Source organism: Macrococcus sp. PK (genome assembly GCF_022501545.1).
GTDB lineage: Bacteria > Bacillota > Bacilli > Staphylococcales > Staphylococcaceae > Macrococcoides > Macrococcoides epidermidis.
Genome location: NZ_JAEPRF010000004.1, coordinates 71,719 through 95,756 on the forward strand (window position 1 = coordinate 71,719; position 24,038 = coordinate 95,756).

General features: G+C 31.4%; 25 protein-coding genes and 1 pseudogene. 6 read left to right on the forward strand and 20 right to left on the reverse strand.

Features of this window, described 5'->3' with window-relative positions; translation table 11 throughout:
• Positions 1-71 precede the first annotated feature (71 nt).
• From JJJ02_RS03665 to JJJ02_RS03675, 3 genes are all read right to left on the reverse strand, one after another.
• Positions 72-641 (reverse strand): hypothetical protein, encoded by a 570-nt coding sequence (locus JJJ02_RS03665; RefSeq protein ID WP_240837404.1) that lies wholly within the window; start codon positions 639-641, stop codon positions 72-74.
• Positions 642-865: 224 nt separating this feature from the next.
• Positions 866-1,876, reverse strand: coding sequence for a hypothetical protein (locus JJJ02_RS03670; protein ID WP_239243549.1), 1,011 nt, complete (start codon positions 1,874-1,876; stop codon positions 866-868).
• A 157-nt stretch (positions 1,877-2,033) separates the two neighbouring features.
• Positions 2,034-2,645 carry a hypothetical protein gene (locus JJJ02_RS03675; protein ID WP_239243550.1) on the reverse strand — a complete coding sequence of 204 codons (612 nt, stop codon included), beginning with the start codon at positions 2,643-2,645 and terminating at the stop codon, positions 2,034-2,036.
• Between the two features lie 215 nt (positions 2,646-2,860).
• Here JJJ02_RS03675 and JJJ02_RS03680 point away from each other — a divergent pair, with 215 nt between their 5' ends.
• Entirely contained in the window at positions 2,861-3,391 is a 531-nt protein-coding gene (locus JJJ02_RS03680) for a hypothetical protein (protein ID WP_239243551.1), read from the forward strand.
• Between the two features lie 34 nt (positions 3,392-3,425).
• Here the strand turns inward: JJJ02_RS03680 and JJJ02_RS03685 are convergent, their stop codons facing one another.
• From JJJ02_RS03685 to JJJ02_RS03705, 5 genes are all read right to left on the reverse strand, one after another.
• A complete protein-coding gene (locus tag JJJ02_RS03685; protein WP_240837407.1) occupies positions 3,426-5,000 on the reverse strand; it encodes a G5 domain-containing protein in 1,575 nt (524 codons plus the stop codon).
• A 318-nt stretch (positions 5,001-5,318) separates the two neighbouring features.
• The gene (locus tag JJJ02_RS03690) at positions 5,319-6,680 is read right to left on the reverse strand and encodes an Ig-like domain-containing protein (protein ID WP_239243469.1); all 1,362 of its coding nucleotides are present in this window, start codon (positions 6,678-6,680) and stop codon (positions 5,319-5,321) included.
• Between the two features lie 177 nt (positions 6,681-6,857).
• Positions 6,858-7,808, reverse strand: coding sequence for a hypothetical protein (locus JJJ02_RS03695; protein WP_240837409.1), 951 nt, complete (start codon positions 7,806-7,808; stop codon positions 6,858-6,860).
• Positions 7,809-8,087: 279 nt separating this feature from the next.
• Positions 8,088-9,650 carry a hypothetical protein gene (locus JJJ02_RS03700; protein ID WP_239243471.1) on the reverse strand — a complete coding sequence of 521 codons (1,563 nt, stop codon included), beginning with the start codon at positions 9,648-9,650 and terminating at the stop codon, positions 8,088-8,090.
• A gap of 147 nt (positions 9,651-9,797) precedes the next feature.
• Entirely contained in the window at positions 9,798-10,121 is a 324-nt protein-coding gene (locus JJJ02_RS03705; protein WP_111714112.1) for an antibiotic biosynthesis monooxygenase family protein, read from the reverse strand.
• 194 nt (positions 10,122-10,315) lie between these two features.
• Between JJJ02_RS03705 and JJJ02_RS03710 the strand changes: the two genes are divergently transcribed.
• Positions 10,316-10,726 carry a DUF2188 domain-containing protein gene (locus JJJ02_RS03710; protein WP_239243472.1) on the forward strand — a complete coding sequence of 137 codons (411 nt, stop codon included), beginning with the start codon at positions 10,316-10,318 and terminating at the stop codon, positions 10,724-10,726.
• Between the two features lie 45 nt (positions 10,727-10,771).
• On the opposite strand, the gene JJJ02_RS03715 is transcribed toward JJJ02_RS03710, so the two are convergent.
• Positions 10,772-11,038, reverse strand: a complete 267-nt coding sequence (locus JJJ02_RS03715) for a hypothetical protein (protein WP_240837411.1) — start codon at positions 11,036-11,038, stop codon at positions 10,772-10,774.
• Between the two features lie 202 nt (positions 11,039-11,240).
• The gene (gene isaB / locus JJJ02_RS03720; RefSeq protein ID WP_240837413.1) at positions 11,241-11,753 is read right to left on the reverse strand and encodes an immunodominant staphylococcal antigen IsaB family protein; all 513 of its coding nucleotides are present in this window, start codon (positions 11,751-11,753) and stop codon (positions 11,241-11,243) included.
• Between the two features lie 309 nt (positions 11,754-12,062).
• Between isaB (JJJ02_RS03720) and JJJ02_RS03725 the strand changes: the two are divergent.
• Positions 12,063-13,355 (forward strand): annotated as a pseudogene (locus tag JJJ02_RS03725) (MFS transporter).
• A gap of 9 nt (positions 13,356-13,364) precedes the next feature.
• Entirely contained in the window at positions 13,365-14,297 is a 933-nt protein-coding gene (locus JJJ02_RS03730) for an ornithine cyclodeaminase family protein (protein ID WP_240837414.1), read from the forward strand.
• A 48-nt stretch (positions 14,298-14,345) separates the two neighbouring features.
• On the opposite strand, the gene JJJ02_RS03735 is transcribed toward JJJ02_RS03730, so the two are convergent.
• The 8 genes from JJJ02_RS03735 to JJJ02_RS03770 form a co-directional block, all read right to left on the reverse strand.
• Positions 14,346-15,266, reverse strand: coding sequence for a WYL domain-containing protein (locus JJJ02_RS03735; protein ID WP_240837416.1), 921 nt, complete (start codon positions 15,264-15,266; stop codon positions 14,346-14,348).
• 177 nt (positions 15,267-15,443) lie between these two features.
• Positions 15,444-15,815: a DUF5362 family protein gene (locus JJJ02_RS03740; RefSeq protein ID WP_240837419.1), complete on the reverse strand. Its 372-nt coding sequence runs from the start codon at positions 15,813-15,815 to the stop codon at positions 15,444-15,446.
• 21 nt (positions 15,816-15,836) lie between these two features.
• Positions 15,837-16,496 carry a hypothetical protein gene (locus JJJ02_RS03745; RefSeq protein WP_240837420.1) on the reverse strand — a complete coding sequence of 220 codons (660 nt, stop codon included), beginning with the start codon at positions 16,494-16,496 and terminating at the stop codon, positions 15,837-15,839.
• Positions 16,497-16,631: 135 nt separating this feature from the next.
• Positions 16,632-17,285: a hypothetical protein gene (locus JJJ02_RS03750; RefSeq protein WP_240837422.1), complete on the reverse strand. Its 654-nt coding sequence runs from the start codon at positions 17,283-17,285 to the stop codon at positions 16,632-16,634.
• A gap of 136 nt (positions 17,286-17,421) precedes the next feature.
• Positions 17,422-18,033: a hypothetical protein gene (locus JJJ02_RS03755; RefSeq protein WP_240837424.1), complete on the reverse strand. Its 612-nt coding sequence runs from the start codon at positions 18,031-18,033 to the stop codon at positions 17,422-17,424.
• Positions 18,034-18,150: 117 nt separating this feature from the next.
• Positions 18,151-18,672 (reverse strand): hypothetical protein, encoded by a 522-nt coding sequence (locus tag JJJ02_RS03760; RefSeq protein ID WP_240837426.1) that lies wholly within the window; start codon positions 18,670-18,672, stop codon positions 18,151-18,153.
• A gap of 149 nt (positions 18,673-18,821) precedes the next feature.
• Positions 18,822-19,721, reverse strand: a complete 900-nt coding sequence (locus tag JJJ02_RS03765) for a hypothetical protein (protein ID WP_240837428.1) — start codon at positions 19,719-19,721, stop codon at positions 18,822-18,824.
• 316 nt (positions 19,722-20,037) lie between these two features.
• Entirely contained in the window at positions 20,038-20,199 is a 162-nt protein-coding gene (locus JJJ02_RS03770) for a hypothetical protein (protein WP_240837430.1), read from the reverse strand.
• Between the two features lie 293 nt (positions 20,200-20,492).
• Between JJJ02_RS03770 and isaB (JJJ02_RS03775) the strand changes: the two genes are divergently transcribed.
• Positions 20,493-21,065, forward strand: coding sequence for an immunodominant staphylococcal antigen IsaB family protein (isaB, locus tag JJJ02_RS03775; RefSeq protein ID WP_111714091.1), 573 nt, complete (start codon positions 20,493-20,495; stop codon positions 21,063-21,065).
• A gap of 211 nt (positions 21,066-21,276) precedes the next feature.
• Here isaB (JJJ02_RS03775) and JJJ02_RS03780 read toward each other — a convergent pair whose 3' ends face one another.
• The gene (locus JJJ02_RS03780; protein WP_240837438.1) at positions 21,277-22,245 is read right to left on the reverse strand and encodes an aldose epimerase family protein; all 969 of its coding nucleotides are present in this window, start codon (positions 22,243-22,245) and stop codon (positions 21,277-21,279) included.
• Positions 22,246-22,425: 180 nt separating this feature from the next.
• On the opposite strand from JJJ02_RS03780, the gene JJJ02_RS03785 reads away from it, so the two are divergent.
• Complete coding sequence (locus tag JJJ02_RS03785; protein WP_240837440.1) at positions 22,426-22,992, forward strand: hypothetical protein; 567 nt, start codon at positions 22,426-22,428, stop codon at positions 22,990-22,992.
• A gap of 217 nt (positions 22,993-23,209) precedes the next feature.
• On the opposite strand, the gene JJJ02_RS03790 is transcribed toward JJJ02_RS03785, so the two are convergent.
• The gene (locus tag JJJ02_RS03790; RefSeq protein WP_240837442.1) at positions 23,210-23,917 is read right to left on the reverse strand and encodes a DUF3800 domain-containing protein; all 708 of its coding nucleotides are present in this window, start codon (positions 23,915-23,917) and stop codon (positions 23,210-23,212) included.
• Positions 23,918-24,038: the final 121 nt, after the last annotated feature.

A 24,038-nucleotide genomic window follows, 5' to 3' on the forward strand; every position in this document is an offset into this window, starting at 1 on the left:
ATTGAAATATTAAAAAAATACCTGAATATCTATTTTTAGAATCTTAAGTATTGATTGCATCTATAATGCATTTATTTATATTTTTTTACGTATTTTTTATCATAACGGTTAAAATTATTCTTAGTAGTTTTTTCAATAAAATAAATTTCATTACCTCTATAGTTTACGACCTCTAAGTATTTATCTTTTTTGTTGAGGTCATAATAATATTTATTAAAATCTTGGCCATGTGATATAAATACGTAATTTGGTTTCCCCCACGCTTTAATAAACTTTGATTTACTTGTATCACGCACAATAACAGAAACAAACCACACTTTTGACTTGGAAGTAACAGGTTCGGATTGATCATTATCATAAAATACACCGACATCACCATATTCATATATTGGTTTTCGCAAAAAGTAATTAAATACTTTTTTATCTTTGCCTAATTTCTTTTCAACTTGAGTAAGAGCCATACCAGGTTTAATACCTGCATACGATATGCTACTATGGTTCGCATACGATTTAATAAAACTCTTTGAAAGTGGATTTACTTTAACTTTCTTTATCGATGCTTCACTTTCGTAATTACCAACAGAAAATACTGAAGTTCCTAAAATTGTAGTAGCTAATCCTAGTTTAATCAATTTATTCATAATAAGCCTCCTGGAATTTACTTTGAATTCAATTCATTATGGCACGATTTCTTGTGTAAATATATTTATTTCTTGTCATTTCACAAAACTCGCATTATAATCTACGTTTTTTATTTACTAATTTATATCATTTTTTATTTATTTTTAATTATTTTTTGATATAAAAAAGAGACTCTAGCCAAAGCCAGAATCTCTATGTGACACCTATTTATGTAAATAAAATATTACTTCTTAATCTCTTCTTTAATAATATACTTCACATTACCTTTAAAACTATCTAAACCGACATGCACTTTATAACCATAGTCTGATTTATCATAAGATAAGATGTGCTCTAATACCGTTTTATTTGAGAATGCTGTTTCTTTCGGTTGACCGTATTTATTGATAATCTGATCATACGTCACAGTTTTACTTGGTACATAAATTAATTTATTTACTTTACCAGTTTTCTCATCCACAGAGAAACCTGCGTTTCTTCCATACTGGAATACACCTACGTATGTTACCATGACATCACTAACTTTATAATCTTTATTAACATCAGTCGCTTTTTCTCCAACTTTATGACCACGAACAATATTATTTTTATTATTAATAAAGTCACTTATAAATTGATCCGATAAAATATCAACCTTCGCTGTATCTTTCGGCTGTGGGTTCAATTTAATTCTAGGCATTTTACGCTTAACCCATTCAGCATAAGTGATTAGGTCACGACCCTCACCGGTAATAGATACATTTTGACCGACTAAGCTTAGTACCATCATGTTTTCTTTGCCGTTCATCCAGTTTTGATAATCTTTATCTAATACTGTTAAGAAAGATTTATATTGTTTCGCATATTTTTTCTTAGCACTTTGTTTCAGTAAATATTTCGCACGGTTTGTTAAATGTGCTTTATCATAATCAATATTTGACTTTAATGCCTCATTGATTTCAATCAAACTATCGTCTGCAGGAATATAACGATTACCTTTGAGCACTAAGAAATTATAACCTTTAACTAACTTATGCTTTGTAACAACAACTTTCGTACCAGCTTTTAATTGTGTCTTCTGTTTACTTGCTGGTAAGTTATAAGTTTCACGGTTAAAAGCTACAGTATCCTTTAATATCGTTGCGTTATAATCCTGGTTACCAACCTTTAATTCAGAAACTTTCGTTGCCGCCTGAGCATTCGCTGTTGGTAATAACATTCCTAAAGCTAGTAAAGCTAATCCAGTCTTTTTCATAATTTACCTCTTTTACAGTTTTTTCTTTTAGTTTAATTGTTTTAAATAGGAAATACAATCTAATTAAAATAATATTGATTAATATTTTTTGATCTAATTTCTATTTAATATTATCTAAATCAAAAAGTCCAGAACAAATTCTGGACTTTAAGGAATATTAATCTTCAGCTAAATCATTAAAATTGTAACTATCTAAAGCATATGAAAAATAAGTTGGCTTGTTAAAGTATGATTTAATATAACTCCTAAACAACTTAAAATCATGATTATTCATCTTATAAAATGTAACAGTAGTAAGATAAGCATAACGATTACCATAATCCTTTTCATATGTAAAAATGACGTTTTTATACACATGAGCATATTCCGTTCCATTTCTTACAGTATATAAAGGCTTTCCATATATCTTCTTCATTTTGTTCATCTCATATTTTGATTTATCTTCTATACGATTATCAAAAATTCTTGTAATGCGAGGATTATCGGTTTCATCGTATCTATCTGCAATCGCTAAATCCCACTCACTATTATATAATTTTGCTTGTCCATCCTCTGCTTCTTCATACTTCGAATTGTTTAAATATGTTTCTAATCTTCCACCTAACTTGAAACCATCAAATACATATGTTCCTGCTTTGACTTTTTTCACTACCGCAGAATTATAATAATTCGGTTTAGATTTACTAGACTTTGCGCTTGCTTCTCCTGCAGTAATTCCCGATGTTAAAATAATAGATCCAGCAATGATTATTTTCGCTAATTTCTTCATAATGCATCCCCTTTTATGTAAATGTACTCTTATCTACTAATAAAAATATACCTATAAATTTTAGTATGGTAAAGGATAATTTATACAATAAATAAAATTTTTATACAATTTTCTGTTAATTATAAATTATATTTTTGTGATTTTTGTTAATAAATACTTGATTGTAAATTTCAATTTAAATCATTACAATATTATCAAGAAAGCAAGGTGATAATATGGAACCAAAATTTATTGCGTACCGCGAGAAAGATCGTGACTTTTTAAATGAGCATGATATTTATGACTTAAAAGATTTAATCGGAGAAGACTTATATTTAGCTAAAAGAACACTGGATTATAACTTTGAACATATACTCGAAGAACAATTTGGCTATGAATATGACTTAGAAGCTTTACTTAAAATAGATTGGGTGAATCATCTTTATACAAATATCAAACGTATCCAACATAATATCGATATCGATCATAGCGTAGACGAGAATCATATTTCGCTCTGGCATCATGGAGACAGTCTTGTAAAAGTCACTGTAGCACATAACAAAGAATTCATCGGTCGCATGCATAATTTTAATGAAGAAGATCCGGCATATCCATGGCTAACATTGAAATTAATAAATGGAAAATTAGAAGTGATAGATTATAACAAGATTACAAAAGTCGTGAAAACAAGTGTATCAAAAAAGATCAAAAAACCTCACATAGCAATAAAAATTATTAATGCTATACGAGGTTTTCGTAAATTATAAATTAATTAACCATAAATTAATTTTGTGCTATATTTTATTTCGCAACGTCTTTTGTACCTATTTTTAAGATTCTATGTACTGGTTCTTCTACTACCAATACATACGCTGGAGTTGTTGAGATAAGTTCTCCATCAATAAATCTTTGATTATACGCTTTTTCACGAATACCATTCTTACCTTCACGTACTACAACTTGTTTATCTCTCTCTAATGTCGGGTCATTTTGGTAGATTGTTTGGTATGCCAATGTTTCTCTTACTTTCAATAATTCTGTTTTTTCTACCGGCTTTGTACCGACTTTAACGATTTTACTGATTGGCTCTGTTATCACGCGTACATATGCTGGCGTTGTTGATATTACTTTTCCATCAACCATTCTTTGGTTATAAGCTTTTTCTCGTACACCATTCTTACCTTCACGCACTACAACCTGTTTCCCTTTTTCTAAAGTTGCATCATTTTCATATTTCGTTTCAAACGCGAGTGGCTCATTTACTTTCAATAATTCTGTTTTTTCTACAGGTTTTGTGCCGACTTTAACGATTTTACTAATCGGCTCTGTTATTACGCGTACGTAGGCTGGTGTTGTTGATACTACTTTCCCATCAACGATTCTTTGGTTATAAGCTTTTTCTCGTACACCATTCTTACCTTCACGCACTACAACCTGTTTCCCTTTTTCTAAAGTTGCATCATTTTCATATTTCGTTTCAAACGCGAGTGGCTCATTTACTTTCAATAATTCTGTTTTTTCTACAGGTTTTGTGCCGACTTTAACGATTTTACTAATCGGCTCTGTTATTACGCGTACGTAGGCTGGTGTTGTTGATACTACTTTCCCATCAACGATTCTTTGGTTATAAGCTTTTTCTCGTACACCATTCTTACCTTCACGTACTACAACTTCTTTTCCTTTTTCTAATGTTGGATCTTGTTCAGATTTTGTGTCAAATGCAAGTGGCTCAGTTACTTTTAGCAATTCTGTTTTTTCTACAGGTTTTGTGCCGACTTTAATGATTTTACTAATCGGCTCTGTTATAACGCGTACGTAGGCTGGTGTTGTTGAAACTACCTTTCCATCTACGATTCTTTGATTATAAGCTTTTTCTCGTACGCCTTCTTTTCCTTCACGTACTACAACTTCTTTCCCTTTTTCTAATGTTGGATCTTGTTCAGATTTTGTGTCAAATGCTAATGGCTCTGTCACTTTCAGCAACTCGTTTTTTTCTACCGGAGTTGTAGAAGTTGGTGGAGTAGTAGCCACATTATCTGATGCTTTTTTTGTACCTACTAATACAACTTTATTTACAGGGTTAACTTTCTTTTTAATTTTAACGAATGTAGATTTTATTACTTTACCTTTACTCAAGGTTTGTTTGTAAACAACTATTTTATAGCCTTTTTTTCCTTCTACTTTTACTTGTTTCTCTCCAGCGTTTAATGCATCAGATTTCTCTTCAATGGTTTTATAATTTAAATTAGTCTTTTTATTAACAATTTTATATGTCACCTTACTTTTTGCAGCGTAAACTGAATCATCTTGAACTACACTTTGTACACCTGACATTAATACTGTTAAAGTTAAAGCGCCTGCCATCAATTTCTTCATAATTAACCTCCAGAATGTATTTATTTCCATTTTATTATTCCATATTTTTTGTTGTAAATATATTCATTTTAGGAGAAAAAGTAAATTGATATAATATTCTTGGTTTATTTTTAATTATTTGCAGTAAATATTTGTTATGTCTACAAATTTATAAGTTAACGAACTAGATATATCATAATCAATGCTATACGTTTTAATAAAAAATTTCGATCGTATTTCATTAAAAAAGGCTGCACTTATATAAGTGCAACCCATTACCTAACTTTTAAATTTAAATGATAGTGATAAATGATGTTTATTTCAAAGTTCATTTAATGATTATGAAACTTTAATCGATTTTGCCTTTCCTTTATTACCAGCTTTATCTACTAAATATACTGTTAAAATTGTTTTTTGTTTCTGTGCTGATATTTTAACTTTATAATTACCTTTGCTATCTACCACACTATATCCAATTTTATTTTTACCATTATATACGTATACTTTTGAACTCTTCTCACCTTTACCAGTAACCACTTTAGATTTATAAGTTACTTTATTTACTATAGGATATGTAGGAGCTGTTTTGTCTGCAATAGTATAAGTTACAGTACTACTTTTTTTCTTTTTATAGTTAGTATAGAACGAAATTTTAGTACCAGCTGTTTGTTTAGCAATTTTCATAGTGAATTTTCCATTCTTAACTTTTGCACTACCTATAACTTTTTTATTTACTAAAGCATAAACTGTACTGTATGATTTTGCTTTTCCAGTAATTATTGAAGTATTGTCACCAATATATTTATTTGAAATAACAGGTTTTGAAACAACTATCGACTGAGGTTTCTCGATTGTCGGTTTTTCTGTACTTACAACTTCAGTTGTCGGAACTTCTGTAGTAGGAACTTGTACAGATGGTTTTTCTGTTGTCGGTTGCTCTGTCGTTGGACGTTCTGTCGTTGGTTTTTCCGTTGTTGGCTTTTCTGTTGTTGGTTTTTCTGTTGTTGGTTTTTCTGTACTTACAATTTCCGCAGGTTTATTAAAATCGTCGTATGATTTTACGATAATATTGATTTCATTTAAATCACCCATAAAAATATTACTCCATGTAAAACCTGAACTTACATTTACTGAATCGAAGTAATACTTTGATTTATCAACATTACTCATTGCTGATCTGATTCTTGCATCTATTGTATTCGTATCAATATATTCATCAGAGTATAATACTTTATCTTTATATGTAACTGTAATTTTATTTGAAGCACGTTTAATATTTGAATTATCATAAATAATTCCATCAGGTAAAAAGTTAGGTTTAATTTTTATCGGCGTACTACTGATTGAATCTTTTAAGTAAACAACATATTGATTTGTGGTTTTAGAAACTATATTTCCTAAGAAATTTGATGTTGCTGTAGTAGAAGATGTAATTTGTTTTTTCTCAATTTCAAAATGTGCATTATTATCTGTATTGAGTTTTTTAACAAAATCATTTAAACGACTATCAAATACATTCCCTTTGAATGTTGTCTTCGTTAGTTCTTGTCCAGATATACTATCTTTAAAAGTGATATTATTAACAACATCGTTCGAAAAATCATCGTGCACAACTTCCGCATTTATTTTCATTGATGGATTTGATACTACTAATGAAGATAAAATCACAGAACTTAATAAAACTTTACTTAATTTCTTCATCCCACTATCCCCTTAAAATTGAATTAATTATTTTACATTAATAATCATAGCACCAAAAATAATCTAGGCATACTATTATTTAGTAGGTTTAGCTGTTATTTTATATGTTATGTGTGAATGCATAACATAACCAAGAATGCTTAGTAGAATGTGGATCAAATTTTTATCACCTAATTCTTATTTAAAGCCTTTATCCATCTTATTGCCTTGTGGATCTATTTTCACTACTCCTGAATTTTCTAACTTATATGTAGCTACTTTTTCTAAATCTTGATTTCTTAAATTAAGCGTGAACTCCCCTGTATTTTCATTTACTCTTACATCATCCGATATCAGCCCTAAATCTTCAAAATACTCAACACCTTCAAATGCTAATACCTCATTAATCATATTTTGCTTAGCTGTTAACATTGCAGTTGCACTTTCATGTAAATCAAACTCTGATTTTGTTGCTTCATTTTGCATAGGATTTAAATCCGTAATTTCAATGTTTTCAGCCAATTCTTTTAGTGCAGAGTTATTCTTATACTTTTCATACAAATCTTTTGTACTGACTAAGACTCCATTTGATGAATCGTGAATATCAATAAGATTAATATCATTCTGCGTACCGGCAACAAAAATTTCTTCATCACTAACTCCTACAACAGATTTAAACATCCCCTTACTCGGATATACAGTATAAAACTTCATGTTGTTAGCATCACTTGGACCCTGTTCTTCTCTTAATAATATTCTATAAACCCGTTTAGCTTCTTCACCCTGTGGGCCTTGCTTTAGGTATTTTCCAGTGAGTAGCTCTTCAGCATTTAAACTATAATTTTCAATACCATCAGCAAAGAAAGCTAAGGCGATCTTAGTTTTTTCATCTAAATTTATATCATCTTCAGCATCTATTGCCTTATCTTCATCTTTCACTGCACTATCACTATTTTCTGTTGATTCCACTTTTTCTTCAGTTTCTGTACTGTTATCTGTAACTTCTTTCTTTTCAACACTAGACTTCTCTTCTGTTTTTTCAACTTTCGGTTTAGTATCTTCATTTTTTTTAGCTTCATCAGCTGATTCATTTGAACAACCTGCTAATAGAATAAAAGTACTCACTGCAATACTCACGATTTTCTTCATGTCTATACTCCTATAGTTTAATTTGTATTTAAATGTAATACACGTTTATATATAAAATTATATCAATTAAAGTAAAAATGTTACATATTATATTATTATTAATTAAATTTTTTTATAGAAAAAAGCCCAGATTTTTTATCTGGACTTTGAATCGCTTATTATGGTCTCAGCTTAATGATATATATAATAACTACATTCATCTTTAAAAATATATTTGAGTCTATTCAATTATTTCATCGTTGATTTTGAGCTTTCAAAATATAACCATAATAATATCAATTATCTACCCCTATAATTCTCACCAAATATCGCAATACCATTTACTAACCCTTCACCGTTGTCGTAAACTTCTACATAGAAGCCATTCGTCTTATTATTATCAAAACGCATGTGATGCTCATCTTCAAAATCAGGTGAAGAATCCCATTGTCCTGCAAGACTCACGAATTCAGGATATTGATCCGTCGGTTGCATAATATAGCTAAATACTTTGCCATCTTTAATCGATACTTCAAAGTTATCGTATACATAAGTATGGCTACCGCTTCTTCCCGATTTCTCTTCTACTGTGTCACCTAACTGTTCAATTAAATCTCCCGCATCGTCACCGACTTTATAACCTAATATTTCAAAATTATTGGTACAAAATTGATATCCAAATTTAAATGTCGTAATATCCGGAAGATTATAATGCGCTATACCATCTACCATGTCGATATTGGCATCATCTACAACATTTTCAGAACTACTTGCATCTCCTGAAGAATCACTAGAACTTTCTGAGTAGTCATCTGAATATACTCCTACTTCCTGAACGATACCGTTGCTATCACTTATCGCTTTCGTAACATATCCATCATCAGGTTGAACGTCATATATCGTTACGATTTGATCGCCGTCATTCTCTTCAGTATATTTGCTTCCCCAGAACTCACGTAATTGTTCAATATTGATTTTATCTCCACTAATATCCATAGCAACCTTCGTTACTATGTCTCCATCTTCATCAACCGAGTATTTACCAATTTCTTTACTGCCATTTCCGATTAATTCAGTAACTGCAGACGCATCGCTACCTACTTTTACATTCTCAATACTAAAGAAGTTACTGATCAATCCTTCTGCAACATTACGATGCATTACATTTAATGTTAAATCTGTATCACTAACTGTATAACTTGAACGTAATGCTTCGATATATTGTTCTTTAGTCAACTTTCGTACGCCTGAGTATTCTCCTCTGCCGATTTCAACTTCCGTATAGGTACCATCTGGATTTTCATAATACTTTAAGAATATGCCACCAACCCAAAAACCAGTATGCTTAGGTGTTCCCCATACTGGCTCTAAATCTTCCATGGGAATTAATGTACCATTTTGATTAAAGTAAATTGTTGATATTTTTTCATTATCACTTGGTACACCTTCTGAACCATCACCAAAAATAATTTCTATGTTAGGATATTCTTTAAATACGACACCATGATTTTTGTAATAAAGATTCTTAATTTCAAAATCACCCATTGCAGCTTTAACTTCTTTAAAAGTTAAACCTTTAACTAATCCTTTATATCCAATCTGGTTATTACTTTCAAACTCATTTTTAAAATCGTCTGAGAGTGTATCTATATTCTTTAATGCTTCTGTATCAATCGAACTCTTAATGTCATCTTGTTTTTCTTCAGTTGCTGTTGATGTCTTATTATCAGTTTTATTTGCAGATTTTTTATCAGTTGATTGTTCTTCTGTTTTAACCGTTTCTTCTTTTTTCTCTGTATTACACGCAGCTAATAATAAGGTTGGAATAATCATAGCACCAATTGTTAAGTTTCTTTTCATCATAATATACGCTCCCATTATATAGTAATTTATTAAATTATAGGTATTATTCTATATCTTAAGTATATCATTAGATTAATATAAATTAATTAAATATTTAATATACTTATTTAATTTATATACAAAAAAACCCTCCCAATAAAGGAAGGTCTACTCTCTTATAAACTTCGCATCACGCTCTCCTAATTCATCCGATACATAGCGCTCTACTTTCATACGTAAATCATATTTCTCTCGCAGCTCTGTTATTTCTGCCATCATTTCAGAAGCATGATGTTTATCAATTGCTTCTTGATTCTCCCAGCTATCGATTAATAAGATTGTTTCAGGATCATCAACTGGTATAAAATATTCATAACGCGTATTCCCTGGTTGTGCTTTAATTCTGTCTACTATCCCTGTACGCTTCATTTCCTCAGCAAACTTTCGTGCATTGCCGTTAATTCCTGTATAATAAATATTTACTGTAATCACATTATCACTCCTTTTATTTATCTTATCAGATATTAAACCTCATCTTAAAGATAATAGAACTGCATTTTTTCGTGAAATCATCATAATAATATATAACTATATTTGTTAGTAAAATAAATTTTTTAATATTAAGTGCTTAAGAAATTTATTACAGGTTATATATAAATTGAATATAATTTTTGGGAGGTTTCGACATGTGGACAATGAAAGATTATCCTAATAGCTGGAAGAACTTTGATGAACTCGAGCGTAAGAAAGCCATCGATATCGGTAACGCAATGTTGAAACAAGGTTACAAAGAAGAAGATTTAATCCCTATCGCCACGAAACAAGCTCAAGACTGGTATAAAGATGCGACAAAAGACGAACTGGATGAATTAAAAAATAAAAAGATCACTCAGCATAAAAAAGACGATTCAGTGAATGTTGATTTAATGGATAATGATGTTGAAGTGTATTACGAAGATGAATCATGGAAAGTGAAGACAAAAGGTTCTAAACGTGCATCTCAAACATTCGATACGAAAAAAGAGGCAGTTGCCCGTGCTAAAGAAATTGCTGAGAATAAAGGTAGTAAAGTAATTGAGCATAAGAAAAATGAATAGAAAATGGAACTGCGTTACTTACACTTTTCGTAAGTAACGCAGTTTTCATTTATAAAAATAATACCCATTCCATCTTTTCTTAACATGCACACCTTTTTCACGAAGAAACTTAATTTTCTCTTTGCCTTCAATTTCACGTTCCATTTTGAAATCATTAATGATTCTAATCATCTGGCCGTTCTCATAATCGGATAGCGCTGGATGATCGCGATGCCATTTCACATATTTTCTGCGATACGGATCTTGCTTCGTGACGGGATAGTTCAAATCAAGTAATGTATTCACAAGTAAGCGGTTATTATTAAATGGCATTTCATGTATCACTTGATTATTGTCCCCGATAAAATAAGTCGTAAAATAAGTATTACGGATATACTGAATATTTTCTTTTCTTATAAATACATCATCTTTTATGATGTATATATCTTATTTTATTATAAGCGAGTGAAAAATGTAATATTTTTTAAAAATCGTATAAAAAATAGCTCAGAATTATCTGAGCTAAAACGTATGCTTATTGAGGGATAACACCGATTTCCATAGATGTTATATATCCTTTGCTATTAAATGAAGCTAAATAATTCGCATTATTCGTTTTATATTTAACATAACCACTCTTATCCTGATTTGCATACTTACTTACAATCTTATTTGCTTCATGGGCTCTTAAAAATGCTGATTTCTTCACAAAACCTGGCTTAATTTCAAATCTCATATGTCCAACTCTATTTTTACTATCCTTTAAGAACATCACATCATACTTCTTGAACGGTGTTCCTCCTAAACCAACTTTTGCTTTTGGATTGATATTATAGCCATTCATTTTCACATTGTCGTACTTCAATGCTTTCACAAAGTATTGATCAAGTACAAACTTGCCATTATTGTAGACGTAACCATTGTAAGTATAATGTGGCTTGACGTACTTTTCAGATTTCGTTACCGCTTCAGCATCTGATGAAATTGTACCTACACCTAACAACGTTGACAGAAATATAGTTCCTATAGTCTTCCCAAACTTCTTCATCATCATCCCCCCTGATTCATTTGTATCGTTTGGCTGAGTTTTACAATGAGTAAAATTACTCTTTTGTTAATTTTAACATTTTAGTAGGTTTAATTACAGTAATAACCAAATTACGTGCATTAATAGATAGTAATCTTATGATTGACTTGAATCATTTAAATTAATATAAGAATATTTCTCTTTGACAACTGAAAATCTATCAGTGTAATTTTCTAATAATTCTTAATAATTTAATTGACGGAATATTCTTTTAATAATAAGATAATTTAAGTACTGTTTAATTTCATGCACAAAATAGGGGAGAAATGTATGGAGAAAAAATTAGAAAAGAAAGTTTTAGGGGCGAGTTTAATCGGATCTTCAATCGAATGGTTTGATTTCTTCTTATACGCCTCTGTCGCGAGTCTCATATTTAGTAAGCAGTTTTTCGTAACAGATGATCCAACCGTTTCAAATTTAATCGCATATTTCGGTTTAGCGTTATCATTCTTTATTCGACCGTTCGGTGGTATCTTCTTCGCCCATATTGGGGATAAGATGGGACGTAAGAAGACACTGGTTATGACACTTTTATTAATGGGGTTAGCAACTGTTGCTATCGGTTTCATACCGAACTACGAAACAATCGGCATCGCTGCACCGATTCTTCTATTACTTTGTCGTTTAATTCAAGGTTTAGGAATCGGTGGAGAATGGGGAGGCGCATTATTACTGGCAACAGAATATGCTCCAGCTGAAAGGCGTGGTTATTTCGGTAGTGTTCCGCAAATGGGCGTAACAATCGGAATGGTGTTAGGCTCACTAACATTCTACGTAATGACAGCAGTAACTACTGAAGAACAATTCAATTCATTTGGATGGCGTATTCCGTTTATCTTAAGTGGTGTATTAGTATTCTTCGGTTTATGGATTCGTAAAGGTTTAGATGAAACACCTGACTTTAAAGAAGTTCAGGAAAGCGGGAAAGCACCAAATGTACCTTTATTCCATACTTTGAAATATCACTGGAAAGAAGTATTGATTACAAGCGGTGCGAAATTTGTTGAAACAGAACCTTTCTATATCTTCGGAACATTTATTGTAGGATATGCTACTGAAAAACTTGGCTTAAAGTTTGAAAATATTATGCTGATCGTTATGGCATCAGCCGTATTAACGACAATTCTTATCCCACTATACGGGAAGCTGAGTGACAGAGTTGGACGTAAGAAACTTTATTTAATCTGAGCATTCGCAATGTTTCTTTACATGTTCCCATACTTCTGGCTATTAGAACATAAATCAACTGGCGCGGTATTTATCGCAACAGTAATCGGATTAAGTATTATCTGGTCTCCGATTACTGCAGTGTTAGGAACAATGTTCTCAGAAGTCTTTAATAAAGAAGTACGTTATACTGGTGTTACTTTAGGTTACCAAATTGGTGCTGCACTAGCCGGTGGAACTGCACCGATGATTGCAGAATACTTGATGGGCAAATTTAATGGTTCTTACGTACCAGTTGCCATCTACATCATGATCATTGCAGTCATATCTATTATTTCTGTATTATCAATTAAGAATAAGAAAGCTGAAGATTTAGTGCACACTTCAATCAATTAGGAGGAAGTTATGCAATTCTATAGTGATGAAACAATCGAACAAGTCTACAAAATGCGTCATGCCATCGCGGATGTGAAAGCAATACTTAATGATTTAAATGACAACAAAATAATCATGAAAGAACGAACAGTACTCGAAGTACCAGGCACACAAAATACAATGTTGTATATGCCATGTATCAATACGAAAAATAATTACTCTATTCTAAAGACGATTTCAATATTTCCGGAAAATAAATCAAAGCCGGTATCGCAAGGTGTTACATTACTTAGTGATTTAACAGACGGAACGCATATCGCAAATCTTGAAAGCAGCTACTTAACACGCCTGAGAACAGGTGCGATGAGTGCCATTGCTACGGATAAGTTAGCTAAGCAAGATGCTGAAGTGCTATGCGTTATCGGAACTGGTGGAATGGCTTTCGAACAAGTATTAGGTGTTCTTGAAGTAAGAAATATTAAGACGATTAATCTCTATAATAGAACATATGAGAAAGCGAAAGACTTTAAACAACGACTCGAAGACTTTGGTGTTACAAGTGACATTCAAGTGTTCGAGAATGTAACAGAAGCTGTTAAAAATGCCAATATTATTAACTGTGCCACACGCTCAGAAGAAAGTGTCTTTGACCATAAAGACCTTCAATCAAGCGTACACATTAATGGTGTCGGATCATACTTACCTGAAATGCGAGAAATCGATACAGCATCAATCAAGCACGCAGACACAATTGTCCTGGATGATTTACATGGTGCACAGCATGAAGCAGGAGAATTTATCCAGGCTGAACAAGACGGGCATTTCGATTTCAACCAGGCAACGTTATTAAAAGATTTAACTGATAAAAATGAAACAGAAGGCGTAACAATATTTAAATCAGTTGGCGCCGCATATTATGACCTGGCAGTAACAGCTGGGGCATATGAATTGCTCAATGCATAATAAAATCCGACAGTGCCACGCACTGTCGGATTTGTATTTAGAAAAAAATTACTCACTTTCCTCATACATCATATACAGACCCTTCATCTTGTTCTTAAAGGAATTCACATATTCAATCGGTTCTAATATCTTTACGCGTGGGAATACACGATAACAAAGAAAATAAACATCCTCTTCTGTCATATTCACAGCAACTTTATAATTCCCGTTTGGTAATCTTAAATACTCACGTTTAATCACAGGATTCTCTTCCTTAAACGTCTGAAAATATGAAGCATCAATTTCTAAAATAAGCTTCGACTTCGTATCAAAGTCTCTTTCCGCTTCTTTATTACCATATTGCTTCACCTGTATGATATCAATCACCTTTAAGGTCTTCACTTCATCTTTATAGAAATAATGTAAATAGAAATGATAATACTGGTATGAAATACGGATCGGCGTGATACCACGTTCAGTGACCTCATTACCATCCTCATCATAATAAGTCACACTCATCTTAACGTGATTATTTATCATCTCCTGAATCTCCAGCAGATGTGGCGGGAACACTTCCTGATCCATTTCAAAATCTCTCATAAAAGCATGGATATAATGCTGTTTAATATTATGTGTCTTATAAGTACTCTTAACAAATTCTATCGTTTCTTTAGACAAGTATGGCGTTAAGCTTTTAATCTGAATCAACATACTCAGAAGTGCCGCAGTGTGATCATCAACCTGAGGAGATACTAACGTATACGCACCCTTGTGTCTTAAATAATCAATCTTGCTTAACTCAGCATGCTCATCTAACTCACGTTCACTTGCATTAATAAATTGCTCTAAAGCTTTTACATAACGTAATACTGAACGTTCTCCCCTGCCATATCGTTGTTTTAAATACTCTAAAGAAACGTATTTATTATTGTTCAGCAAGAAATATAAATCTAGCATTGCTGATGACTTATTATCAAAATGCTGGCTCATCCCAGTTACCTCATAAAATGTATTTTTCTATATTATATGATATTTAATATAATTGAACATCATGACAATTTTTGTCCGATTCAGAGCAAAATAAAAACGAGTAAAATAAAATTACTCGTTTTACTAATATTTAAGCTAATGATTTTGATTTCACTTTTTCAAACTCTTCTTCTGAAATTATACCTTTTCTTTTAGTTCAAAAGCTTTTTCCAGACTCATAAAATCAGTTTGTTGATTCTCAGGTTGAATATAATTTTTAACTGAATTTAATTTAAAATACGCAAGTATCGCTAAAATTCCACCTAAGAGGCTAGTTACTAAAAATATTAAACCAAAGATTAAAATCCCGTTTGATTTTGTAGCAAATTTCTCATCAGAAAAACCTTTTGATCGTATTAGTAAAATACCGCCTATTATATCGAGCCATGACCATAGTAAACCTACCATCGTAAAACTCCAGATAATACCCGCAATAATCGCAACAACACCAGCAGCCATCGCTAAAGTTTTTGCGTTATCTATCTCTTTTCTAACTATTTGTCTATCCATTATAATTAACTCCTTAAATTATTAGTAACTTGCCCACTCTGAAGATGTTATATATTCATTCATCTTATTGCCATCTGATCCAGCATCATTTGCTGCATAATAATACCATTTTTCTAAATCAGCATTATTTTTATTATGGAAAATCACAGCACTCTCAAGTTTAGGTGACTCGTTATACCCAACTCTATATGTATAAAAGAAAGTTATATTCTTATACACATCAACAATTTTTGAGTCATCATTTTCATAAGAAGCTACAGTTGTCTGCGTACGTAATGGTTTCCCATAAACTTTTAACATCTTTGTTCTTGGTATAATCCTTTTTTTGTCAATATTTTTATCAACTATTCTTGTAATCTTTTTATTTTTTAAGCTAACTTTCTTGGAAGACTGAAAATCTGCAAAAGCCGCATCATAATTTGATTCATAATACCAAACATTATTTGCTTGCAGCCAAAATAAACGCCCATCCTCATTATAATATCTTTTATTATTATAATACTTTGCTACTTTCTCCCCAATTATAAATCCATCCATAGACAGCTTTCCAGCTTTAGCTTTCTTTGCAACACTTGGATTTGAATAATCAATATTCGCTTTTGCTGCTTCCGCTTCATTTACACCTACTAATCCACTTACTAACAAACTTGCTGCAACACTCGAAACTAATAATTTTTTCATCGTCATTCTCCTCTACAGTTAATCAATACAATTTCATCATAACAACCTAATAAGTCAGTTTCTGTCGGTTTCGAGGTATTATATGGTTCTCTTTATTATGAGAATCTCAATAATAATTCCTTGAGATTTATAACATTATTTCCATTCACTCTTAGGTAAAATTGTGGGACCACCCGAAAAGACTCCATGTCTAAGATCCACACGCTTCCAACTATTAATTTCTTTCATAGTATTGCTATCAGTGACCTGAACATTATAAAGTTTGTACTTTGATTTATACTTAGCAGTGTCTTTTCCAGTGTATCTAATATATTGAAATCTAATATTTTTATAGTAATCAACTTGTAAATTAACAGATCCATCAAAAACTTTTCTTCCGCTAATTGACGTCAAAGGTTTACCATAATACTTTCGAATAGTAGACGGAGTATATTCTTGATCCTTTTCTGTATGAATCGTTATTTGTGTTATATATCTTTTATTAATTGGATTATGCGAAGTAAAATGCGCATAGCCAGAAGCATATTTATTACTGGCAATCGTATATACATATTTTTGATCTATATAGTTACTTAATTTAAGTAAACTATAGCCCTTTTTCCCTTTATAATACCCTATAGATTTACCAATTTGGATTCCACCAATATTCAATTTACCTGCTTTAATATTATTAATCGTAGACTTACTTAATAATGGGTACGATGTATTTTCTACAGCTTGTGCTTCATTATTTGTTGTAAAACCTACTAACATCGACCCTGCAAGAATAACTGTTAACATTTTTTTCATTGCCATTCACCTCTATGTATTTTGTTTAAGTATTATGTACTTAATAAATTATATATTCATTTTCAGACAAATTTTGTCTTACTGAATTAACTTTTTACCACAAAAAAAGCCCAGATTTTCATCTGGACTTCAGTCTTTACTTCCATTCACTTTTCTTAATTGCTGGATAGTATTCTTTGGTCTTAAGTACTTTGCTGAATTTCTTAATCTCAGCAGTTGTTTTAAAGTTATTTAAATGTACACTAATCAGTTTCTTATCAAACTTCGTATATACAAACGTTGCAAACTTATAATGGTCCTGAACAATATCAATTCCACCCATATTCGATCTGCTCGTAACTGATAGAACAGGTTTCTTATAGACCTTACGGATCGCATTCATATTTGTATTGTAATAATTTGATAATACAATACGTTTCACTTTACGATTTCCAAAAGAAATATGCTCTTGTAAGTCTGAGAATCCTGTTGCACCAACTGTACTTACTTCATCTATTAATCTTGTCGGTGGATTTGGTGGTGAATAACCTCCATGAGTCGATTGCATTAATGTATATGCTTTCTTAAAACGATATTCTTTCAGTTTCTTACCTATCTTAATACCGTTTGGTGCTAACGTACTGTTTTTAATCTTATCCGCAACTGACTTTGATGTTAAATTATATTTCGTTGCTGCACTTGCTTCATTAAAAGAACAACATGACAATAATAACCCAGCAGCAAGTGTCGATACTAAAACTTTTTTCATCTGTTAACCCCCTTTGTTTATTTTGTTACTTAACTATAATGTAGTATGTAATCCATCTTTTGGCAAACACTTTTTGAAATTTATTTGGGAATATTTATATGTCTCAGACAGTGACTATCATTGCTCCTTTCCATCTTTAAAGCCTTTATATCCTTTGAAGAAGGTATGACCTTCTTCATAATAAAATGCTCCGCCCCATCCGCCGATACTAATCTTCTTACATTTAGGTTCTTTAGCCCATGTTTTTTCATCGCATGAAAAGATATATGTATTCTTGTCCGTCGCAACATTTATCTCATATATATATGAATCTTTCGGACGGTTAAAACGTGACATCATTGGTTCAATCGCATAAATTGTCTCATCACGTGCAATCTTTTTATAATCCGGGCTATTGATTGTCTTTACAACCATCTCTCCCAATCGTTTGGAATCTTCTTGAGTAGGGTTAGACCAATAGTTTCCGATTTCATTATAAATCAATATTGTAAGTAGTGGCAGTAGTACGATTACCATTAAAGCTGTATAAATCGTTTGTAGCTTTAATCTTTCTTTAATCAAAAAATGCAGTAACTTGGCGAATACTAAAATGAGCATGCTACATATTAAAATACCTACCATAATTAGAATATATCCCATATTATCCCTCCTAATCTTACGCTCATCATATCATGGAGTTATAATATTAGAATCGGCTTTCGATGATTATTAAGGTAATTTTAAGAAAAACAGAAACTCCGAACGGAATTTCTGTTTTTTTATCTACTCAATGACACATATTTTTATAATTATTTTTTGACATACTTTTTGATCACACTTGTATACTTTTGTTGCAATGCTTTATTAGTCGTCGGTTTAAACTTTACAGTTGGACCATACTGTCCATAAGTCCCTTTATCAGTCAGTTCACCAAATCCTGTTGCCGGGTGAATATATAACCCGCTCGTGTTATTTGTCGTTCCTTTAATTTCATAAACTTTACCATTATCAGCCATCATATATTTAAAAGCAGATGTATTTGGCTTATACAGTTCATGTAGTCCACCAAAACCTGTAATCTTTTCATAATGATTTCTTTCAATACCATATTGACCTGACTTTGGTGTATACATAATAAAACCACCTACATCATGTAACGGAAATCCGTAATATCCTGGGTAATTGTTATCTTGTGTCTGTACTGACCCTTGATCAGTGATTGCATACCAGTCTCCGTAACCTGCTGAACCATGAGAGAAATAGTAATCTGAAACTGCTTTCTTATGTTTCTTTGCATAAGCTGCTAAATATCTATACATTTCTTTATTGATTTTATTTTTATCTTCAGTAGTAAACTTCTTTAAACTCTTTTGCTTAACTTTTGTGTTTGTTTTAGTTACCTTAAATTTTATAACTTTACTCTTCACACCATTTTTCACTGTAAATACAGTTAAAACCTGACCTTTTTTCGGGGCACTAATTGGTATATGAAAGTATCCATATTTACTTGTTTTTGTGCTTCCTAGTTTTACATTACCTCGATAAACATATGCCGTTGCATATTCATCACCAGAACCATTAACGAAACCTGTTGCTGTTGTAATTTGATACATTAAATATGGTGCATTTGCTGTTTTGGCTTCTGTAACATGTACCGGACTTGCTAATAATCCAACAGATAATAATGCTGCAATACCTTTTTTAACCATATATGCCACCTCATTCATAATATTTATTATAAAAATTATAAATGGTAGCGCTTAATTATTCTAGAAAATTTTATAAAATAATCAAATTTAATATGTATGTGTCACATAGTAAAAAACACCCTCCAATATAATTGAAGGGTGTTCATCTATATAATCTCATAATAATCTAATTAATGTATCCTCCACTCCAGGGCGGCTACGATTACACGTAGCTTATGGTCGCAATCATACGAAGGCGGGTCACGCTTGCTGAAGAATTACGAGTGATAAAAATATTATAGCATATTTTATTACGTTAATCTTCTATAACAATCAATTAAAATGGTAGATCTTCATCCATTTCTTCCTCTAAATCACGTAAAAATTTTTGAAATAAATGATTATCAGCATATTTTTCCTGAATTAAATCATATTTAAATGACACATCAACGTATTCTTCAACTTCACCGAAAGACGTTGCAAGATTTACAAGCAACATTTCAATATTCTCTAAACGTTTTTCAATACGCTCCTGATTTTATAAAATTTGATTCAACTTTTTTTCAGTCATATGAACACTTCATTCATGTATTTATGTTAGTTTAACATAACGTTTATAAATTAATCACTTATCACTTATATCTATAAATATAAATTGTTTTCAAGAAAATAAACATAATTTTACTAGCATACTCAAATAGATAAATAATTCCATAATGTAAAAAAATGTATTATAATAAAATAGAAATAACATTATAGGGTTTAAAAAACGCCAGAAAAGAGGGATTTATAATGAAGAAAGCGATATTAAGTTTAGGGATTGCAACAACTTTACTGATGACTATGAACGGTGTGCAAACCGTTGATGCTAAGACAACAACTGCTAAATCAGTTAAGCCGTATTACAAATGGAACGGTTACACTGGAGATAGCTATCAATTTGTAACAGATAAACATTTCATTAATGCTGTGAAACAAAGTAATGTAACAATTAATGGATGGAAAGTAACAACACAGCTCGGGAAAACAAACCTAAAACCAGTAATTAAGGCGTATCATGATTTTAAGTATAAGAAAAAGTTTGATAAGAAATATTTAGTGAAAAAACACGATACTGTTGCATTTAAAAAAGACGGAAAAATTATCGGCATATATTTACCAGTTAAAAAAGGTAAAATTTCAATACAGACAATTGAGAAAGCATACCTTGGTCAGGTAGCTACAAAAACTCAATCAGACGACTCACAAATTACAGGCTTAGCTGTGCCTACAAAGTACGGCGAAATATCATTCTCTTTCGATCAAAAAGGCAAAGTGACGGATATCTTCCTCTTTGCTAGTAACAGTGATAAAGTAGATTATTAAATAGATTCAGCGAAAAACCATTAATTCTTCTCCTCCTTTTACCTGTATAATGACTTGTGTACGAGTGGATTATATTTTATAAAAAACGCTGCAAGTTCGGTTAGATATACTAACCTCGCTTGCAGCGTTTCTTGTTCATCGATACATTAAATATAAGTGGATTTCAATTATTTAATCAGACTTGCGGCATATTTCAAAGTCTAGATATATATTAAAATCCCGAAAACTTATAAATCGTTTTATATTCTTTCTCACCATCAATTAAAGGTGGATGATTTGAATTTACACTATTCGGCTCAAATTGTGTTTCTAAACACACACCAGCATGTTTGTTATAAACCGTACCATTCTTGCCACGTACATCATCCAAACCATTTCCCGTATAAAGCTGAATACATGGACTGTTCGTATAAACATCCATCTGTATACCAGTAACATCCCCAATAATCGTTGCAGCTTTCTGATGAATATAACTACTATTTAAAATAAAGTTATCATCATATTCATCCGTCTTATCTTCTGAGATCTTTCTCAATTCTGTGAAGTCCATATTCGTATCCGTCACTTCTAACTGTTTACCAGTAGGAATACTTTCATCATTTAATTCACTGTATTTATCACTATTCAGCCATAACTTGTGATGTAGTACGTCACCACTATCATGACCATTTAAATTAAAATAACTATGGTTCGTCGGATTAAATACAGTTAATCTGTCACTTTGACCTTTATAAGTCACTTCTAACGCATTATCGCCAGTAAGTGCGTATATTACTTCCATCTTTAATTCCCCAGGAAATCCTTGATCTAAGTGAGGACTAAGTAATGAAAAAGTGATGCTATGTTCATTATGAGATACAACGTCCCATATTCTAGTATGAAACCCGCTGGAACCACTATGAAGATTATTATCACCTTCATTTGATTCTAATTGATACTTGTGTCCTTCTAAAATAAACTCACTCTCTTCTATTCTGTTGGCATTACGACCAATTACAGCACCAAAATAAGTTGAATCATTTTCGAAGTAATCCTGCTCTTTATCAAATCCAAGAACAATATCTATTTCTTTTTTATTATATTGAACTAAAATTCTTTTCATAATTGCGCCGAGATTTGTTAATTCAATTGTTATTTGGTTATTTGAAATTGTGTAAGTTTTGTATCCTTGATTATTCAATGTATTCACACCTTAATTTTAATATTTTAATATGCTAATATAAGATAAATATTATTATTTTATCGTTTACCCTTTTGGGAGGCTCATAAGTAAGTTTTAACAATAAAAAGTATGCCATCAGCTATCATTTTAAGTTGTTGATAACACTATTAATTATGAATGAGGAGAAGAGAACAGTATATGCGAAAAATACTATTACCTACACTTACACTAACTATTTTGTTATCTGGATGTAGTTCTGATAAAGAAAAAGAGCATAATAAAGATTCAAAGGGAAATATTAATATATCTGAAAAGAAAATTACTAAGAAAAAAGAAACGACTGAAAAGTCTACAACAGAAAAACCAACGACTGAATCATCTACTACAGAAATTACAACGAGCGAAATTGTTACTACAGAAGCCATTAGTACTGAAGCAACATCTACAGAAATACAATCCACTCAAACTGCTAAAATAGATGTTAATAATGTTCAATCACAGCAACAATTAGAAGCAATTATTTACAGTAATAATTATAGTGAAAGAGAAAAGACTTTAGCTTACCAATCAGCTGTTGATAAAGGATTAATTCCTATGGCACCAGCGACCGAATTATATGCTGCTGAGCGTTACAGAGATTCTGTGAACATGCAAAATGGCATGTCTGAAAAGGATATTATGAGACAAAAGTATGAATCCTGGATTGAAGCTGGAATCTTCACTGAAGAACAAATGGAAGAGGAACTCGCTAAGTTTGATTATTAATACAAATAATAATAAACAAAACACCCTCCAATCTAATTGAAGGGTGTTTATCTATATTATCGCATAATTATATAATTAATGTATCCTCCACTCCAGGGCGGCTACGATTACACGTAGCTTATGGTCGCAATCATACGATTGCGGGTCACGCTTGCTGAAGAATTACGAGTGATACTTAATTATTATATCATCAATATTGATTATCTCACAATAAAAACTAATAACAAATATTAAATTCACACTTTTCATTCGGAAATAATAAACAGAATTGAATTCTATCAGAAATCAGTTTCATTGTTTCAACATTTCTTCCAAACTCTTTAACACACTTGTTGGATGAATCTAATCTCTCTCCATTGCCATACCTAAATAACAAATTATTAAATACATCTGCCACTTGTACTAAATCCGATTGCTTAGAATCCACATATTGCACCTTTACTTGACTAATATCAGTTGTTGCAATCAATTCAGTTTCTAAATAGTATTGTAAATCTTTTAATCGATCTACATTTTTGTTGCGATTATCTAATATAAGATGAATTTGTTCAAATCCTTTTACACAATTTACTTTAAGGAAGCGTCCAATTAAAAAATTAAATGTGATATGCGGCTTTTCACGTAATATTTTTCGTAAATGATGATTATCAGCTACGATATAATGAAAAGTAATATCTGTCTTCTCTACTAACTGCTCTAAAATATACCCTTTCATATCTGCATTCATTTCAGAACCTTTTATCTCTTTAGTATAATCACGATTACTATTTTTATGTTTAATGTAATGCATCTTTGACTTTCGAAATACCCGTTTAACTTTGTCTTTTTCGTTGGTTGAAATCATTCCAATATAAAAGTATTTAAGATGTGCATCATTACACAACGTAATCGTACCTGATTCATCACCATAAAAAGTAATCTGCATCGATTCACCACCCACAAAATACCAAACGTATGTTCGTATAAATTATATATCATGTCATTATTTAATGCAAGTTTAATAAATACCAATTTATTAGTTGTTAAGTATCTTTGCATTTTAGACA

Excerpts from the sequence above, each read along its gene's own strand:
- JJJ02_RS03665 (WP_240837404.1), bottom strand. The coding sequence starts at position 641 with ATGAATAAATTGATTAAACTAGGATTAGCTACTACAATTTTAGGAACT.
- JJJ02_RS03670 (WP_239243549.1), bottom strand. The coding sequence starts at position 1,876 with ATGAAAAAGACTGGATTAGCTTTACTAGCTTTAGGAATGTTATTACCA.
- JJJ02_RS03675 (WP_239243550.1), bottom strand. The coding sequence starts at position 2,645 with ATGAAGAAATTAGCGAAAATAATCATTGCTGGATCTATTATTTTAACA.
- JJJ02_RS03680 (WP_239243551.1), top strand. The coding sequence starts at position 2,861 with ATGGAACCAAAATTTATTGCGTACCGCGAGAAAGATCGTGACTTTTTA.
- JJJ02_RS03685 (WP_240837407.1), bottom strand. The coding sequence starts at position 5,000 with ATGAAGAAATTGATGGCAGGCGCTTTAACTTTAACAGTATTAATGTCA.
- JJJ02_RS03690 (WP_239243469.1), bottom strand. The coding sequence starts at position 6,680 with ATGAAGAAATTAAGTAAAGTTTTATTAAGTTCTGTGATTTTATCTTCA.
- JJJ02_RS03695 (WP_240837409.1), bottom strand. The coding sequence starts at position 7,808 with ATGAAGAAAATCGTGAGTATTGCAGTGAGTACTTTTATTCTATTAGCA.
- JJJ02_RS03700 (WP_239243471.1), bottom strand. The coding sequence starts at position 9,650 with ATGATGAAAAGAAACTTAACAATTGGTGCTATGATTATTCCAACCTTA.
- JJJ02_RS03710 (WP_239243472.1), top strand. The coding sequence starts at position 10,316 with ATGTGGACAATGAAAGATTATCCTAATAGCTGGAAGAACTTTGATGAA.
- JJJ02_RS03715 (WP_240837411.1), bottom strand. The coding sequence starts at position 11,038 with ATGCCATTTAATAATAACCGCTTACTTGTGAATACATTACTTGATTTG.
- isaB (WP_240837413.1), bottom strand. The coding sequence starts at position 11,753 with ATGAAGAAGTTTGGGAAGACTATAGGAACTATATTTCTGTCAACGTTG.
- JJJ02_RS03730 (WP_240837414.1), top strand. The coding sequence starts at position 13,365 with ATGCAATTCTATAGTGATGAAACAATCGAACAAGTCTACAAAATGCGT.
- JJJ02_RS03735 (WP_240837416.1), bottom strand. The coding sequence starts at position 15,266 with ATGAGCCAGCATTTTGATAATAAGTCATCAGCAATGCTAGATTTATAT.
- JJJ02_RS03740 (WP_240837419.1), bottom strand. The coding sequence starts at position 15,815 with ATGGATAGACAAATAGTTAGAAAAGAGATAGATAACGCAAAAACTTTA.
- JJJ02_RS03745 (WP_240837420.1), bottom strand. The coding sequence starts at position 16,496 with ATGAAAAAATTATTAGTTTCGAGTGTTGCAGCAAGTTTGTTAGTAAGT.
- JJJ02_RS03750 (WP_240837422.1), bottom strand. The coding sequence starts at position 17,285 with ATGAAAAAAATGTTAACAGTTATTCTTGCAGGGTCGATGTTAGTAGGT.
- JJJ02_RS03755 (WP_240837424.1), bottom strand. The coding sequence starts at position 18,033 with ATGAAAAAAGTTTTAGTATCGACACTTGCTGCTGGGTTATTATTGTCA.
- JJJ02_RS03760 (WP_240837426.1), bottom strand. The coding sequence starts at position 18,672 with ATGGGATATATTCTAATTATGGTAGGTATTTTAATATGTAGCATGCTC.
- JJJ02_RS03765 (WP_240837428.1), bottom strand. The coding sequence starts at position 19,721 with ATGGTTAAAAAAGGTATTGCAGCATTATTATCTGTTGGATTATTAGCA.
- JJJ02_RS03770 (WP_240837430.1), bottom strand. The coding sequence starts at position 20,199 with ATGTTGCTTGTAAATCTTGCAACGTCTTTCGGTGAAGTTGAAGAATAC.
- isaB (WP_111714091.1), top strand. The coding sequence starts at position 20,493 with ATGAAGAAAGCGATATTAAGTTTAGGGATTGCAACAACTTTACTGATG.
- JJJ02_RS03785 (WP_240837440.1), top strand. The coding sequence starts at position 22,426 with ATGCGAAAAATACTATTACCTACACTTACACTAACTATTTTGTTATCT.
- JJJ02_RS03790 (WP_240837442.1), bottom strand. The coding sequence starts at position 23,917 with ATGCAGATTACTTTTTATGGTGATGAATCAGGTACGATTACGTTGTGT.